The following is a 17,322-nucleotide window of genomic DNA, read 5'->3' as shown; positions in this document are numbered from 1 at the left end:
TTATTTGACCCTAGACTTCAGTTGAACTCTAGGCAAATTTGATGTATGTAAATTTCCACATCGCATAAATCTTTACCATTTTTAGTGTTTCCAGGCTCTAAGTGTGGAGTAAAGAGTTTCTCAGAAGAGGGTTAAGTAGGAATGGCACGCTTGTTTTCGCCAAATCCATAAGTTATAAGGCTTTTGGGTGAAAGTCGGTGAGGGGGTAGGGGTGTAAGGGAAAGACTTTGAAGCTTTTGAAGAATACAAAACATACAACGTTTTTCCCCTACACCCCACACCCTTACCCCCCTACCCCCAGTCCTGACAAGGGTTTCACGTTTTCAAGCGTGCCATTCGGTTAAGTAGGTAGGCACAAAAAAACCAAACTATGTAAAGATAAATAAATACGGAGAATCCATCTACCCAGGTAACTTAAAGTATGGGCGCTCGTCTAAGAGTATTTTTGACTCGTGAGGAAAACCAAACCCTATTAAATCTGAGAACAGCAGAGGTGTCACAGAAGGTTAAAGACCGAGCAGAAATAATTAGGTTGAACGCACATGGCTGGTATTTGGAGAAAATAGCTGCTCACTTTAATTTAGCTGTTCAAACGGTAAGAGAGGTTTTGCATAAATGGGATAAACTTGGACTGGAAGGGCTTTGGGAACTACCAGGTCGAGGAAGAAAGCCAAAATGGACGCTCTGTTGATATAGTGTTTTTGGAAAAATGCCTCAAAGAATAACCACAACCCGAAAACCCACAACGATGTCCTTAACGTCACGCGTGCGCCCGTAGCGATTAGCAGAACGGCAGTTCCTCGGATTGTTGTGCCACGAACCACCACGCAGCAGCCGACTATCATCATTTTCACTCATCCAAAGGCTGCCGTCTGCTGGCGCTCCGTTATAATTTTCGTGCCAAGCATCCTGACACCATTCCCATATATTACCATGCATATCAAATAAACCAAAGGGATTTGGTGAAAATTTTCTGACATCTGTTGTTTGCTGACAATATTCCCCTTCTGGTCCCGAATTATAGGTGTAGTTTCCGTCATAATTAGCCAACTCAGTTGTAATTGTCTCACCAAAATAAAATGGGGTAGTCGTTTCTGCACGACAGGCATATTCCCACTCTGCCTCACTAGGCAAGCGATAGGTTTTCCCAGTTTTGTTAGATAATCTGGCACAAAACTCAATTGCATCATTCCAAGATACACATTCAACAGGTCGATTAGCGCTTTTGAATTCGGATGGTTCGGGATTTAAATCAATATTTACCTTTTCCAACTCGGCAACAATAGCCCATTGGCTTTGTGTAACTGGAAATTTACCCATGAAAAAGGGTTGAACGGTGACAGTGTGCTGGGGACTTTCATCACTGTATCGTCCTGGCTCATTCTCTGGGGAACCCATCAAGAATTGACCACCAGGAATTGCAACCATTTCCAGAACTACGTCATTATCCAAATTTTCTGAGAAAAACTCAGATCGTTTGCGACTGTAATTAATTTCACAGGTTTTTCCCAAGCCAAACAATCCTGATTTTACGTAATTTATGGTGGCGGTGTCGAACTCAAACGGCTGAGTTTGAATACGTGGAGGAGATTGTGTTTTAGATGATTCTCTTTCTCGTTGTTTTTGTAAATCTGCTTGCCGTTTTTGATACTCTTCCTCTTGTTCTTTCTGTAAGCGAACTACATCTTCATCCTTAAGCACATAGTATTTTTGTAATTTCTTTAATTCATTTTCAGCTTTTTCATCCAATGGATATCCTTGTTCATCTACAAAATTAGTCAAAAATAGCCTGTATTTGTCTATATTTTCCTTATATATGCCGTAAGGCTCTAATGCTTTCTCTCGGACTGTACTGGCTTCTTGATCTGTTAATCTTAACTTTTCCTGTAAGTCTTTCAATATTTCCGATTCCACAACAGAAATCTCGCCATTAGACGCAAATTCTTCAACCTGCTGACGATACTCAGCTATGGCGGCTTCTCTAGTTGCCCGTTTTTGTTGACGCTCCTTCATTAGTTGTTCAGCAGCAAACTTAATTCCCTGAGCTACATTCGTGAATGCATCGTCTCGATTATTCCAAGACGTAACAGGTTGGGCATTTTTGGGCAGAGCTTGTAGTTTAGCAAATGGTGCCGATTGCCAAGAAACGTTTCGCAGAATAATTGGAATGACGCAAGCCTCTCCAGCTTCGTGGCGTTCTATTGCTTTGGTAACTTCAACATCCCAGCAGTATTTAGAATATATAAAGTCTGAACTGACGAGCAATAAAATGATATCGGCTGTGTTCAAATTTTCATTAATCTGCTGATCCCATTCTCTTCCAGGTGGTATCTTGCGATCGTGCCAGGTTGAAATTACACCTTGCCGTTCCAACATAGTCAAGTGTTTAGCTAGTTCATCCTTTAGAGATTCGTCGTTGTGAGAGTATGAACAGAATACCTTGAGCGACACTAACGATACCTCTGTCATTTTGTGTCTTTAGGAGTGGGATAAATTAGGCTTTTCACAAATTATAGTGTGTTTGCCTACTGCACTGGGCGAATAGAATTCGCGGCTACACAAACAAAACCCGCTTTGATTTCTGTTCACGCAATGTGGGGTAGCCATAATTACTTGGCTTGGTAGGCAAGAGGTAAGAGGATTTTAGAAGATTAAGGTGTACCGAGTTTTTTTTAAAATCAAATAGGAGTCCCATAGCATATAACTAGACTAGTAAAAGGTTCGCCATGACCCCACAACTCGAAGCTGCGATCGCCGCCATCCAACTGCTCTCATCTACAGAGCGCCTACAACTACTACAAATCCTCACCCAAATCGATTCCGCCTCAAATTCCCAAACCGATCTCAAAACCCTCAGTACGGAGTTCTGGCATGGCTCCACGCTCAAGCAGCTACTCGCCACCCAAACCCCTACGACCGTTCATAACCTCAAGGATCTCGCCGCTAACTTTTGGCCCGAAGAAGACTCCATTGAGGACTTCCTCACCTTCCTGCGACAGCAGCGCCAAGAGGTAATCTAATCAAACTCCTATGAGTCTTCTGCTTATCGATACTGACATTGCCTCCTTCATCTTCAAAGGTAGTGACTATGCTGACCCTTACTTACCACTTTTGAGTAGTCAGGAATTGGCACTGTCGTTTATGACCGTAGCCGAACTTCTTCAGAGGGCAATTTTGCGTCAGTGGAGCGATCGTCGCCTCACACAGCTAGAGCAATACCTGTCAAATTACCTCATCATTCCGGTCGATCAAACCCTTTGTCGGCAATGGGCGCAGGTGCGTGTAGAGCGACAAAGCGCAAGACGATCGATTTTACCTCAAGACGCTTGGATTGCAGCAACGGCTCTACGCCATGACTTACCCTTAGTCACTCACAACATCAAAGATTTTCTAGGAATTTCCAATTTACGGCTTATTACTCCTTGAAGGGGAGAGTGACGATGTTGTAAATCTCCCGTTGGGTAGGCATTGGTTTTCTATTGTATTTTAGCTAGCTGACGATCGCACCCGACACCCCATTCATAGATCCATTTACAGAAGAAGGCTGAACAGAATCGGCTGCTAAAGGATTGGTGACTTTGGAATTGTCTACTACAATTCGCTTCTTTTTGGTATTACCTCGTCTAGCACCACCCGCCATCTCGTATTCCTGGCTGATTTTACCATAACGACTGGCAACTCCTAGTAACATTTTTTCTGACATTGCTATTAGAGTCTGTTCTGCGTTCTTCACATCATCTGTGAGTTTGTCAATGGTAGATAACGCAGTGTTGTAGGCAGCAAGGTTAGACCGGAGATCGTTAATTGTCATATTATAAGCTTGTATAGTCAGTCCTTGGCCAAAGTCAAGTTCTACGCTGATAGATTGTAAACTTTCAATCCGGCGATCAGCTCGTTCTAAAATGGTGGAATTTCTTTTGCGACGTGCCATAATCCATCTCTGCTACTAGGTTGATAGTACTGTTTTATACAAAACTGCCTTTGATTGTCATGGGAAAATATAGCAAATAAGTTGCGATCGCATTTCCAAAACTTTAGTTAATTTCACTTAGACTGTTTTGAGCTTCAAATAGCAAATCCTTTTATAAGTTCATTACAACAATTGCTGTAATCATTTAAACGTTTCTCATACATGGAATAGCATTTGTTGCAAAGTATTAAACAATTGCTGCAACTGATTATACATTTGCAAGAAATACTTAAGCGTTTCTTATACATGGAAGAGCAATTGCTGCAACTGATTATACATTTGCAAGAAATACTTAAGCGTTTCTTATACATGGAAGAGCATTTGTTGCAAAGTATTAAGCAATTGCTACAACTAATTATACATTTGCAAGAAATACTTAAGCCTTTCTTATATATGGAAGAGCATTTGTTGCTAACGTTTAAATTTTGACAGCCTGAAGCGTAGGAGCGATCGCTTTTGCCTGTTGTCTAAGATAAAACCTCTAGCATAAATCAAACAATTTGAACCCCACCCCGAGAATCGTCGCTTTGTCTCCCCTCCCCAAGGCATCGGGGAGGGGTGTTAGGGACTCAGCAGATTCACATCGTAACCAACCGTTTAACCGAGTTTTCTACCCTTAAGCAACAACGCCCGGCGATGTCTATGCCTATGCCCTAACTAAAAAACAGCGATCGCATACTAACAATAAGGGTGCTAGGATATCTTTCACCAGCTGAATCTGACTTATGAAATTAGTTTGCTCCCAAAGCGATCTCAGTACAAACCTCTCACTCGTTAGTCGTGCAGTACCCTCACGACCAACTCATCCAGTACTTGCCAATGTGCTGTTGCAAGCGGATGCCCAAACTAACCAAGTAAGCTTAACAGCCTTTGATCTCAGCTTGGGAATTCGTACCAGCTTTAACGCAGAGGTATGGCAAAGTGGTGCGATCGCACTTCCTGCTAAGTTACTTGTAGATATCACCTCTCGTCTTCCAGAAGGCGAAATCACTTTAGATGATGAATCAGCCCTCACAGGTGTTACACCTGGTGGAGAAGGTTTAATAGTCACACTCACACCCAAAAGTGGACATTACCAAGTCCGCGCAATGGGGCCTGAAGAATTCCCTGAACTACCTGTAATTGAAAATACAGAAGTAATCCATCTCACCACCACCGCATTAATTGAGGGATTACGCGGTTCATTATTTGCCACCAGTGCTGATGAAACTAAGCAAGTACTTACCGGAGTACATTTAACAGTTAAACAAGATACTCTAGAATTTGCAGCTACCGACGGACATCGCCTAGCAGTGGTAGAAACTAGCAACGAGCGTCCTTTAGGTGGAACTAGTCAATTAGAAGTGACAGTACCAGCTAGAGCATTACGCGAACTCCAACGGATGCTAGCTCATAGCGCCTCATCAGATGAACCTGTAGCTTTATATTTCGATCAAGGTCAAGTTGTGTTTGCATGGCAAAATCAGCGCTTGACTAGTCGCACATTAGAAGGGCAATATCCTGCATATCGACAACTAATTCCGCGCCAATTTGAGCGACAAGTAACAATTGAACGGCGACAATTCGTCAGCACTTTGGAACGGATTGCTGTACTAGCCGATCAGAAAAATAATATAGTTAAGCTCAGTATTGATAGCGAAGCCCAAGAAATTACTTTATCTTGTGAAGCTCAAGATGTGGGTAGTGGTAGAGAATCAATGCCTGCACAAATTTCTGGGGATAACATAGAAATTGCCTTTAATATTAAATATTTGATGGAAGGCTTGAAAGAGTTACCATCTTCAGAAATTCAAATGCATCTGAATCAAAGTCTAACTCCAGTGATTTTTACGCCATTAGGTGGTTTGAAAATGACCTATTTAGCTATGCCTGTACAACTTAGAAGTTAAAAAGAATGGTATAAATCCAACAAATGCTTTATTACCCAATACGCTTGGGTTAAGATTTGATCCTCCCTAACCCTCCTGAAAAAGGAGGGAATTGATCAAGCCTTTTTAACACTTATAAATTATAGGAATCCGATTTGATTGCGTGAAAAAATCTAAGAGGATGTTTTAAAAGTCGAAACCAGTCAAAAATTATGCCAGTCGTCTGACCATAATAGACTTCTCCGTAAATGGGAAATGTATACGCTAAAAGTATTTCAGCGATTATAGGGGAATGTGCGATCGCTAGACTAGGTATACGCAAGAATAGGGCTTTGAGCATAACTTATGGCTAAATCATCACTTTAGAGGCAAAATATTGGTGGGAATAAAATTTATTTTTTACTGAACAATTTAAATATTAATGGTTCGTTAAACCAAACAGTCTAATTTTTCCACTCCTGAACAATCACAAAGATGGAGTGATTTAATGCCTCTACTCACTTGACTGCTCAGAAAACTCTCAATCGTTTCATGGCTGAACTAATCGGTTCAGTTTAGCTATTTTGAGAATTCGCCAACGGTATCCGTATCCCGGCTGTACCCCTTTTTTGCTCAAATTTAAAATTTATGGTGACATAATTGTTTTAGTTTTATCTCTTTTTACAGCAGTTTTCGATCAAACCCGCCACAAAAATGAATCCTAAAACAAAGCCCAGCATTGGTTTTAGTACTTTTATCTGTGGCACGTTTGATTGCAATTCGCTGTAAGATACTCTATTTCTACCCTACAGTTGTTGGGTACTAAAATGTAGTATTTATGTCACTTTTATGCGGAAAAAACTCCTTGAATTAATAGAGTAAATCACAGATTATCATCGATGATGAAATGAAGAAGTACAACTTCTTATTCCGTTGTTTTCTAATCTTTTTGATTTTTTGAACCAAGGATAAACCAAGATGGCTAAGATTCAAATTGCTGAATTAGCACAAGTTCAAACTGAGTTTGATGAATTATCTGATTTGGAACTTGAGGCTATTGTAGGAGGTAGAGCTAACACCGATGATATATTGGCAGGTGCCATAGCAGGTGCTGCAGGAGGTGCCGCAATAGGTGGCGCAATAGGTGGCGCAATAGGTGCAGTCATTGGCGGCTTACTTGGTCTTTTTTCATAAAATTTAAATCACATAATTTTATCTAGGTAGTGCTATGAAAGTAGTGATTTTCTGTTGTTAGGGATTTCCAAAAAATAAATTATCCCAAATTATGTGTACATTTGTAGGGGCGCACAGCTAGCTGTGCGCCCCTAAGATGGGATGTTTTTTTCACTAATGGATTTTGTGCCTCAAACCAACCAACGGGAGTTAATGCTGCGATTTCGTGATTTGTTTAATCGGAATTTCAATCCAAAATTCTGTAGCTAACCCCGGCTGAGAATCACATTTAAACGCACCACCGTGTTTATCTACGACAATTTGATAACTTATTGACAACCCCAAGCCAGTGCCTTTCCCCACTGGTTTAGTAGTGAAAAATGGGTCGCAGATTCTTGCTTTTAGAGGCTCCGGTATTCCTGGGCCATTGTCTGCAATGCGAATTACTACGCTCTTAACATTGCCTTCAAGCTTTCCAAGAGTGGTACGAATGGTAATTTGACTGGTAGCAGATTTTGATTGAGATTCCCTATAATCTTCTAGAGCATCAATCGCATTGCTTAAAACATTCATAAATACCTGATTCAGTGGGCCAGCATAGCACTCTACGAAAGGCAGGTCGCTGTACTCTTTGACTAATTTAATCGCCGGACTTTCTGGTTTTGCTTTCAAGCGATGCTGCAAAATTAGCAAGGTGCTATCAATGCCCTCGTGAATATTAACTGGCTTCATTTCTGCCTGGTCAAGGCGAGAGAAATTCCGTAAACCTAAGACAATTTGCCGGATGCGATCAATTCCAATTTTCATGGAAGATAGAGTTTTGGGCAAATCCTCAATCATAAATTCTAAGTCTATCTCCAAGGCGCGATCGCAAATCTCAGGACTGGGATTAGGGGTATTTTGCAAATAGAGGTTTAGTATACTGAGTAAATCTTCGGCGTAATCGTTGACATGATTGATGTTGCCATAAATGAAGTTCACCGGGTTATTAATTTCGTGAGCAATACCAGCTACCAGTTGACCCAGTGAGGACATTTTCTCAGTTTGGATCAGTTGGGTTTGAGTTTGCTTTAAATCATGCAAAGCTTGAGTCAGCTTTTCGGTCTGCTCTTTGGTTTGATTATGCAATTGCGCTTGTTGAAGTGCAACCCCAAGCTGATTGGCAATTTGAGTGATGAACTTAATTTCCGAAGTTTCCCAATGGCGGGGTGCAGAGTTCTGGTAAGCTGCTAGTAAGCCCCATAGCTGTTGTCCGATAAATATAGGTGCGATCGCATAAGCCCTTGCCTCTAATTGCTCCAAAACCGCAACGTGGCACTCAGAGTGGCCGGCTTGATAGATGTCATCAATTGCAAAGGTTTCATTGTGACGATATCGCCCACCTTGGGTTTCCTGCAAATAGCTATCTTGCCAAACTGTATTGATATTATCATTTACTAGCTTTACCCAGCGATCGCCCACAAACTCGGCGATATATTCACCACTCCAATCTGGATGAAAGCGATAGACAGCTACACGATCTGCTTGCAGTGATTTGCAAATTTCTTGAGTAGTAGTCTGAAAAATCATATCTAAGTCAAGAGATTCCCGAATTTTGGCGACAACTTCAAACAATACGCGCTGTTGTTCTGCCGCTTGTTGCAAATCAACAGCCTGATGCTTAGTTTGTTCAAGTAAATCAGTTTGTTCAAGTGCTACAGAAAGCTGTGCAGCAACTTGGGTAGCGAACTGGATTTCTGAGGATTGCCATTCACGCGGTTGGTCGCACTGGTGAATGCACAATAAACCCCACAGTTCATTACTTTTAGCCAGTGGCAAAACTAAATTGGCTTGAATCTGGAGTTGCTGTAGCATTTGGACATAACAAACATTCAGTCCAGAGTTGTGGATATCAGCGATCGCGTGGACACGTCCCTGATAATAAAGGGCAGCATACTTCTTCTTAAAGCAATTGTCTTGAATTTTTAATGTTAAACCAGAAGTAAACTCTGGCAAAAGATCCTCTGAAACAATTTCACCTTCATCGAGTTCGGAATTCGGGTCAAAGCGGTATACTACCACTCTGTCAGCATTCAAAGAGCGACGGACTTCACACACAGTTGCCGCAAAAACTGTCTTTAGATCAAGAGATTCCCGAATTTTGGCAACAACTTCAAACAATACGCGTTGTTGTTCTGCTGCTTGTTGCAAACTTAACGTCTGCTGTTTTGTTTGCGTAAGTAATTCTGCTTGCTGAAGTGCTACTCCCATTTGACCAGCAATCTGACTGAGAAAGTTAATTTCGTATTTTTTCCATTGACGGGGCCCAGTGTGTTGATAAGTTGCTAGCAAACCCCAAAGTTTTTGCCCAACAAAGATCGGAGCAAGCACAAAAGCGTGAATTTGAAACTGCTCTAGATTGTCGATATGACACTGAGCAAACCCCATCTTATAGATATCATCGACTGCAAATGTTTCATTGTTGCGGTAGCGTCCTCCCTCTGTCTCTTGTAAGTAGGTGTCATTCCAAATTGTATTAACACCTAGTTCGGACTCATTCGACCAGTATGGACTAGCAGCCTCAAAATCTCCGACAAATTGACCACCCCAATTAGAATCAAAACGATAAACAGAAACGCGATCGGCTTTAATTAATTGACAAACCTCTTTAGTGGTTGTTTGAAAAATGGTATCAGTGTCAAGAGACTCACGAATTTCAGCAATAACTTTAAATACAGCCTGTTGTTGTTCAGCTGTCCGTTGCAGTTCAAGTGTGCGCCTTTTGACTTGTTTTTCTAAATTTTCATTAAAATTTTGAACCTGTTGGTAAAGTTCATACTGCTGAATTGCTGAAGCAAAGTGTTTACCAATGTCTCTAGCCAGTTCAATTTCTTCAAGCGTCCATTTGCGAGCTTGTGCCTTTTTAGATTCGCGCCAAACTTCAAATGATAGACGGGGGTACAATTGCCTTTGATCGCTGTCATATTGCCCTGCCCATAGGGTTTCTGTGTCTATTTCGTTTCGGAAAATGCTTAAATAACCCAGCAATTGCTGACGATACTGGAGTGGGATCATCAACATACTACGAATTTTTGTTGGTTGAAAAGCAGGTTGCAAACTTCGTAAGCTAGGAGTTTGATATATGTCTAAAATCGGCCAAACATCATAGTTACCAGACTTGTAGTGTTCTTGCCAAACGCTATATTGCTCTATCAGTGGATAGATAGTTTGTTCTGGCATCAGAGGTTGCTGTCCACAGATATAAAGCTTGGCACAAGTGTTTCCTGGTATTAAGCATTCTGTTAAGCTGGTCAGGTTGCCATTGTGGAAATTAAAAGCTGCATTTCTAATGCAAAGCCTGCCACCAACACCATCAAATGCAGCAACAGCCGCTTCTAAGGCTGGCTGTAATACAATTGTTGGTAATGAGTGCAGTAGTGTAGAAATGCGATTAATGATAGCTTCCCGTTCAGCTTGTTCACGGACTTGAGTGAGAAGGGTACTTTGAGCGATCGCCACTGACAGCTGCTCGACTACCATCTGCACTGCTTCTAGTTCATATTCTGAAATCAAACGCGCTTGGGAATTATGAGACACCAATAGCCCCCAAAGTTGATCTTGATAGAGAATAGGCGCTACTAGAGAGGACTTTACCCCCATTGCCGTTAAATATTCAATATGGCAGGAGTCTACAGGACGGTAACGGATCTCCTCTGATATAGTTTCTCCATTTTCCAAGTCAAGGAGGTGACTTTGACCAATCTCTTGAGTATCAACATTGACAACAGAACGCACCCGTGATTTGATAAATAGTTCACGGGCGGTGGGTGGAATATCGTCAGCAGGGAAATTCAGCCCCAGTAGTGACGGTAAACGATTGTTGTAAATTGACTCAGCAATCACTTGACCACTGCCATTGGCATGAAATTTGTAAATCATCACTCGGTCAGTTTTTAGGAGCGATCGCACTTCTGCAGTTGTCACTGTGATAATTTCTTCAAACTCTAAGCTTCGCCGGATACGGTTTGTAATGCGGCGTAGTAAACTTTCTTCATGACGACATAAGGGCAAATCTTGTTCGGAGTTGGAGGTCATTGCTTATAGCAAAATCAATTAATAATTTGCAAAGTGACATAATTAAATCTAAAGCCATTTTGAAATTTATTTAATCAATTTGTCTTCAGTAAAACTACGGGCAAATCATTAATAGAAATATTTATTTACTCTTTATAAAAATTCACCCAATTATCACAAAAACAGACGCTAAAAAATTGCGTCTGTACTAGCTACAAGAAAAGATTCTTGCCTTTTAATTTTGACTTTTTGTCGAACATTGCCGTAGCAAAATTAAACTTTTATATTGTCAGCAAAACGAATTTTAAGATAGTCGTCTTCCATCTTTGCTCCTCCTGGTTGTAGCGCTGCTAGAGCTTGCGGTAAAACCAAGTTACGACGGTGGTTGCCAATAGTAATGTTTAATTCGTCTCCATTTTTACTCAGTTGAACTTGGTTTTTCGGAATCCCAGGTAAATAAATTTCTAAGCTGTATTGGTTTTGCTCTTGTACGACTCTCATAGTCGTTTCTTTGTAATACACCTGAGTCGGATCTTCATCTTTATAGAGGGTTTCTTTCAGGCGTTCTAAAGCCGCCAATCCGCACATTTCCTCAGAAAATAGTGGAACTTCTTTCACAGGTAAAGGGTGGAAATTATCATGAATTTCCTGGCGATATTGCTCCTGACTTTCCTTCCAACGTTGGAAAAATGGGTCTTGGACAACACTAGGAATAATTCGATTAGCCACAATTAAATCTGTTGCCACATTATACAAACTCAGATAAGCATGGGCACGCAGAGACTCTTTAATCACCATCTTTTCGGGATTAGTTACCAGACGCACTGAGGTTTGAGTATTGTCTGTTAATACTTTTTCCAGAGCTTCAATTTGTTCATAAAACTCATAAGGTGCATCCATCACCTCTTTATCTGGTAACGAAAAACCAGCAATTGGTCTAAAAAAAGGTTCAACCAGAGGGCGAAGTGCTACGGAGATGTTTTGGAATGGTTTGTAAAAACGGCGCATATACCAGCCACCGACTTCAGGTAAACTCAGCAAGCGCAGTGCAGTGCCCGTGGGGGCTGAGTCAATAATTAAAACATCAAACTCACCTTCATCGTAATGGCGTTTCATTCTTACCAAGCCAAAAATCTCATCCATGCCTGGTAAAATTGCCAATTCTTCTGCCTGTATGCCGTCTAAACCCCTTGCCTGTAAAACTTGGGTAATATAACGTTTTACCGCACCCCAGTTTCCCTCAAGTTCTTGCAGAGCATCCAATTCTGCACCCCACAAATTTGGGCGAATTTTTTGGGGTGCATGTCCCAGTTCTATGTCAAAACTGTCTGCCAGCGAATGAGCGGGATCTGTACTTAAAACCAATGTCTGATAGCCTAGTTCCGCACAACGGAGTCCAGTTGCAGCAGCAACGGAAGTTTTGCCCACGCCGCCTTTACCAGTCATCAAAATTACACGCATAGATGCTTCTGTCCTGCCTGAGGATTTTATTACATTTATTTACATTATCGACTGTTTAAGAAAATAAATGCTGTTTCACTGCTTCTAGTACTACAACTTGGGGAGAGAGGCTGCCGTTGGCAGCTTCTCTCCCCTTAATAATGAGGAAATTTTAGCTCAGAGGTTGTTTGAAAAGTGTTTCGCTGTGACTTTAGGCACTTTTAGATCCCCCCCTAACCCACGCCAGTCGCTCCACTTGAGGAGACCCCAAGACCGCGCTGGCTCCCCTTAAAAAGGCGAGAGCCGGAGTCAAAGTCCCCCAATTTATCGGGGGATTTAGAGGGATCTAAAACTTTTTATACGGACTTTATAACGTTCCTGGTGACGGGCGTGCTGGTTGTCAGTAGTAAGTACCTGGACATAAATGAATGGCACTAAGAAAAGCTCTAAGATATGACAGATAAAGATTTGAAGCGTCCCTCTCGCCCGTCAAAGAAGGACAGACTTCAACTAAAGTTCAAGACAGGGAGAGGTTTGTCGAACTCATTTTAAGATCCAGAAGCCACCACTAATGCAACGCAAGTCAGTGGTAGATATTTTACTTCTTATTCCAGAGACTAATAAATTCTTTATAGATGGCTGGGGTGATCTGACTTTGTAAGTGAGTTAGTGCATCACGATGGTTTTGATTGTTGTCATCATAATAAGTGAATAGATTAGTCAGCTTGACAATCTCAGGGTTTTGATCGTTTGTCCCCCTCCATTTGTTAGTAACTTTGTGCAAAACGTCCTTGGGTAGATTTTGTTGTAAGTTATTTAGGGCTGCGATGTAAGAAGGATTTTGAGGATTCTTTTTGAATTGAGATAATAAATCTATCAGCTTGAGTTGTGACTGTGGCTGCGACTGAGGCTTATTTGTGAGAGTAGGTTGCTGTAGAATTTGACGCTGTTCAATAGTGGCAATGCCATTTTCAGTTAAACCCTGAGATTTCTGAAATTTCTTGACTGCTGTATAAGTGGCTGGCCCATAAAAAGGCAAGCCTTTTGGAATTTCGGCATTGGTTGCAAAACCGTGAAACTTCAATCTATTCTGAAGTCCGATGACTGTATCTTCCATTACACTTCGAGTCTCGACATCAGCGTTACCATTTACCACAAGTTTTTGTGAGTACTGTTTCTGAAACTTTTTAATCGCTTCTTCGGTAGGATCATCTGTCAAGGAGTTGTTATTCCGCTTCCAGGGAGCAAATTTAGTTAGATCCGGCTTTGGATCTATCTCAGGAGCTAAATATCCCAGTCCAATCAATACATGACGGATGACTTCAGGGCTACTAACAGCCATACTTTTTGGTTCCTTTGCTACTAAACTACCATTTAATGTATCTTGTTGTACAAAAATTATGTAAGTAGAAATAAATAAATCTAACATGTTTTGTTTGTAAGGCGTTCCAAACTTTAAACTATGTGTGACCCAAGGTGAAACTCTTTGAGACGTTTAGCGTTGGTGGGCGATCGCTTCGGGTTGTTTCTAAATAGCGATCGCATATATTACATGCCATTATAACAACAATGCTCCAGACAAAATTACGCAGCAATAATGCCGTAAGCTCGTCATTTTGATAGTTTAAGTAGCGCGATCGCACTTGTAGAATTAGTGGTTTGCATATATCGCTGAGTATTAAATTGGATAGTAGTGCGATCGCTCTTTATTGATTGTATGGTTCGCAGTTACTATATATTACTGAGTTGGAAGTAGTTTAATATTAAAATACGGCAAGAATCTATGCTCTCATAAGTGGTAAAATTTGAGGAAGACTCATCATGAAGTCAGTTGCAAAGATCCCTTTAGCCGAGTTTCTCTCTCAACCCAACATTGAGGCTTCCCCCGCATGGGAGTTAATTAACGGGCAAGCGCTGGAAAAACCAATGCCAACCCTTTTTCACTCGCGGCTACAACGCAATTTAGTGAATTACATAAATCGTCATACTGAGCGGTTTGAAGCCGTGCAAGAACTGCGTTGTATTGTACCTCCCTACTCCCCAGTACCAGATATTTCCGTTATAGCTTGCGATCGCCTTGACGATAAAGATGGCCCTCTAGAGGGAGCGCCTGACTGGTTAATTGAAATTCGCTCTCCTGATCAAAGCACCCTAGAGTTGCAAAACAAAATTCTCCACTGTCTCAGCAACGGAACGCAATTAGCTTGGCTAATAGATATAACTCGTCAACAAATTTGGGTATGGCTTGGAGATGATCTGCCACTGGTTTGTTCCGCAGAAGACATTTTACCAACTTTGGGGGATTTGCCAAAGCTTATGGTTAACGCGGTTATGGCTATGACTCGCAGGCAAAGCTAAAGTAAAAGTAATGTAACCATACACTTTAGACGTTACTCATTGCTCAGAAAACCAAACTCCGATTTAATATTCCACCGCTTACCATCGTGAAGCAGTAATGTTAATTTGTCGGCAGTAAACTCAAAATGCAACTGGCGCTTTTCAAATTCTGGCCAAGCCGCTCTAAAGTTTTGCTTTGTTAAATCTCGAAACGCAACCGTTATATGGGGAGCAAAAGGGCGAGTTTTAGAAACCTTGTCAACGATTCCCAAGTTGCTTTCTGCATAAGTCATTAAATCAGCTTGCAAAGTCAAAAGTTCTTGACTTCTGACTACATTAATGTATATAACACGAGGCACAAAGGCATCAAACCCCTTGAGTGTAATTGCTACTGGTTGTTGTCTACTAACAAATTCCTTCAAGGATGCTTCTAACAGTGGCAAGTTATCATCTGCCCATTCAAAGGGTGGTTGCAGGGTAATATGAGGCGGAGACTTTAGCGCCCCGCTACTACCATAATGATCAGCAAAGTACTGCTTAATCTGGTTGGCGTAGTCTTGAATGTCTTGTGGTGGTAAAAGGGCGACAAAAAAACGGCTCATCTAGCTTATTATATTAATTAATTTTATTTTGACTTCTGAGTGGCGATCGCTAACGCCGAGAAAATCTTACAACTATAATTACAACTGCAACAAATTACAACCAGTTGCCAATCAATACATAAGCAGACCAAGTTCAATTCTGCTATTTGGAGTGCTTCAATGCGCTCTCGTGCTTTCTCTAATATTTTTTCATCTGGTGATTTTCCTTCTTGGGATTTCAGCAGTAACTCTACTGACTCTCGGTAGACGGGTTCCACGCTGTCTTGGAAGTTGAATTGCACATCCTGCTTTACTACATCTTTATTGGCTACTAAATCTCTGCGAAGAGACTGGAGAGTTTCCACAGCACAATCATAAGCCGCGATCGCACCATTAATATCTTTTTGTGCCCAGAGCAATCTGCCTAATTGCCACTCTAAGGTATAAATAATTTCTGGTGCATTGCTGCTCTATGCTAAAGCTCAGCAATCGTCAGACTTTCTTCTAGCGCCTGACGCGATTTTTCCAAATCGCCCACTCCCAAAAGGGCATCACCGAGCGATCGCAAACTTACTGTCTTTTCTATAGAGTATGGTTGAGATTTTAAAGTCTGACTAACCTCTTCGAGTGTTTTGACAGCGCGAGGGTAAAATCCTTGGGTTTGCCACGCCTGTGCTTGATTGATTAGCGATCGTACCACGCCGCTTTGATTATTTGCTTGCCTGTAAACTTCTTCTGTCTGCCGCCAAGTTGCTAAAGCCGCCTCGGCCTGTCCCATTGTCAGTTGGAGACGACCTTGAATATCCAGTGATTGGGCAAATATTTGCAGATTTCGGTTTTCATCCTGTCCTTCGAGCAAATTTAAGCTTTCTGTAATTGCCTACTGTGCCTGATTCCATGCACCGAGTTGTTGGTAAGCTAAAGAAAGATTACTCAGTGTCGCTGCCAGTCTGAGGCTCTCCCCTTGCTGCTTATATGCTTGAACAGCCTGTTGTAACACTTCTACCGCCTTGGCAAAGTTTCCCACATTGTATAAAACTTTGCCCTGTTGTAGTAGTGAGTCAGGGTTAGCGGCCACAGCCAGCGACGTAAGACTGTTAATTGATAGTTGGGATGAGGAATTAATTGAGCTAGGAACTTTTGCCAGCACGGGTGAACCAAGGATGCATAGCAGAGCTATCAGGAAGTATAAAGGCAAACGTAAAAACTGAGCCAGCGTAGTCTTTTGCCAACGCTCTGGCTGCTTTTGCCTTTGAAATTTTACAGAATTCGCTCCAAAAATCCTAGTTGTTTTAGCCATAAGCATGACAAGAGATCAGTGATAGCCAGTAACGCACAGGATTAACTGTAGGTATTTAGACTACCAGCGTAATGTTACCATTTGCATCCATTGCTCATGCCGTAGCTCTCACAATCTTATTCGAGTTGATATTGTAAAAAATCAGCCCACTAAGTAGGCTGATTTTTATAAGTAAAATAAGTGAAGTACCCTAACCAAAAGGTCTTAGGTTTCTTGGGCACATTAACTGTCTTTTGTTAATGTTATCCTAGTCTCACAACTAGCTCCTCAAGCGTGAATTCCGGCACTCCGTGCCGTACTCAAAAAATTTTATCACAATAAAATACCAAAAACCTGGTCGAGGTTGACCAGGTTTTATCGAGTTTACAGGTTTCAAATTGTTAAACTAATTAAGTAATTGAAAGTTAATAACTAAGGTTGACTAAACAACGAACAAACTCAGCATTATTACGTTTTTCCGCTTTAGGATTTGGCTTTGCCTTCTACATTCGGCTTTTTACCACTTCTATATTTAATATGCTGAAATTTGCTTGGCTTCATGACAGGGGACACTAAGTCATTTACCCTTTTAGTTTGGTTTGGTGTTTGGTGTCCTACTATTTAAGTTAGCACTTAAGTTTG

12 protein-coding genes and 1 pseudogene are annotated in these 17,322 nt (G+C 41.3%); 6 read left to right on the top strand and 7 right to left on the bottom strand.

Features of this window, described 5'->3' with window-relative positions:
* Positions 1-421: 421 nt before the first annotated feature.
* Positions 422-691, top strand: a complete 270-nt coding sequence (locus LC653_RS35655) for a helix-turn-helix domain-containing protein (protein ID WP_229499678.1) — start codon at positions 422-424, stop codon at positions 689-691.
* 23 nt (positions 692-714) lie between these two features.
* Here the strand turns inward: LC653_RS35655 and LC653_RS35650 are convergent, their stop codons facing one another.
* Positions 715-2,469, bottom strand: coding sequence for an SUMF1/EgtB/PvdO family nonheme iron enzyme (locus LC653_RS35650; RefSeq protein ID WP_229499677.1), 1,755 nt, complete (start codon positions 2,467-2,469; stop codon positions 715-717).
* Between the two features lie 257 nt (positions 2,470-2,726).
* Between LC653_RS35650 and LC653_RS35645 the strand changes: the two genes are divergently transcribed.
* Positions 2,727-3,020, top strand: a complete 294-nt coding sequence (locus LC653_RS35645) for a hypothetical protein (RefSeq protein ID WP_229499676.1) — start codon at positions 2,727-2,729, stop codon at positions 3,018-3,020.
* A gap of 10 nt (positions 3,021-3,030) precedes the next feature.
* Positions 3,031-3,426: a type II toxin-antitoxin system VapC family toxin gene (locus LC653_RS35640; RefSeq protein WP_229499675.1), complete on the top strand. Its 396-nt coding sequence runs from the start codon at positions 3,031-3,033 to the stop codon at positions 3,424-3,426.
* 64 nt (positions 3,427-3,490) lie between these two features.
* Here LC653_RS35640 and LC653_RS35635 read toward each other — a convergent pair whose 3' ends face one another.
* On the bottom strand, positions 3,491-3,931 hold the full coding sequence (locus tag LC653_RS35635; RefSeq protein WP_229499674.1) for a hypothetical protein: 441 nt from the start codon (positions 3,929-3,931) through the stop codon (positions 3,491-3,493).
* Positions 3,932-4,695: 764 nt separating this feature from the next.
* On the opposite strand from LC653_RS35635, the gene dnaN reads away from it, so the two are divergent.
* Both dnaN and LC653_RS35625 read left to right on the top strand, forming a co-directional pair.
* Entirely contained in the window at positions 4,696-5,859 is a 1,164-nt protein-coding gene (gene dnaN, locus LC653_RS35630; protein WP_229499673.1) for a DNA polymerase III subunit beta, read from the top strand.
* Positions 5,860-6,795: 936 nt separating this feature from the next.
* Positions 6,796-7,011, top strand: coding sequence for a Blp family class II bacteriocin (locus LC653_RS35625; protein WP_229499672.1), 216 nt, complete (start codon positions 6,796-6,798; stop codon positions 7,009-7,011).
* A 189-nt stretch (positions 7,012-7,200) separates the two neighbouring features.
* Here LC653_RS35625 and LC653_RS35620 read toward each other — a convergent pair whose 3' ends face one another.
* The 3 genes from LC653_RS35620 to LC653_RS35610 form a co-directional block, all read right to left on the bottom strand.
* The gene (locus LC653_RS35620) at positions 7,201-11,064 is read right to left on the bottom strand and encodes a GAF domain-containing protein (RefSeq protein WP_229499671.1); all 3,864 of its coding nucleotides are present in this window, start codon (positions 11,062-11,064) and stop codon (positions 7,201-7,203) included.
* 252 nt (positions 11,065-11,316) lie between these two features.
* Positions 11,317-12,504 carry a TRC40/GET3/ArsA family transport-energizing ATPase gene (locus LC653_RS35615; RefSeq protein ID WP_229499670.1) on the bottom strand — a complete coding sequence of 396 codons (1,188 nt, stop codon included), beginning with the start codon at positions 12,502-12,504 and terminating at the stop codon, positions 11,317-11,319.
* A gap of 577 nt (positions 12,505-13,081) precedes the next feature.
* Positions 13,082-13,912, bottom strand: a complete 831-nt coding sequence (locus tag LC653_RS35610) for a peptidoglycan-binding domain-containing protein (RefSeq protein ID WP_229499669.1) — start codon at positions 13,910-13,912, stop codon at positions 13,082-13,084.
* A gap of 392 nt (positions 13,913-14,304) precedes the next feature.
* On the opposite strand from LC653_RS35610, the gene LC653_RS35605 reads away from it, so the two are divergent.
* Positions 14,305-14,841: a Uma2 family endonuclease gene (locus tag LC653_RS35605; protein ID WP_229499668.1), complete on the top strand. Its 537-nt coding sequence runs from the start codon at positions 14,305-14,307 to the stop codon at positions 14,839-14,841.
* 32 nt (positions 14,842-14,873) lie between these two features.
* Here LC653_RS35605 and LC653_RS35600 read toward each other — a convergent pair whose 3' ends face one another.
* Both LC653_RS35600 and LC653_RS35595 read right to left on the bottom strand, forming a co-directional pair.
* On the bottom strand, positions 14,874-15,422 hold the full coding sequence (locus tag LC653_RS35600) for a 2'-5' RNA ligase family protein (protein ID WP_229499667.1): 549 nt from the start codon (positions 15,420-15,422) through the stop codon (positions 14,874-14,876).
* Positions 15,423-15,553: 131 nt separating this feature from the next.
* Positions 15,554-16,707: pseudogene (locus LC653_RS35595) on the bottom strand (tetratricopeptide repeat protein); the annotation flags it as partial.
* Positions 16,708-17,322 lie beyond the last annotated feature (615 nt).

The organism is Nostoc mirabile CHAB5784 (assembly GCF_020829645.1).
In the GTDB taxonomy this organism is placed as follows: Bacteria; Cyanobacteriota; Cyanobacteriia; order Cyanobacteriales; family Nostocaceae; genus Nostoc; species Nostoc mirabile.
This window is presented reverse-complemented; position numbering and strand designations above follow the sequence as displayed.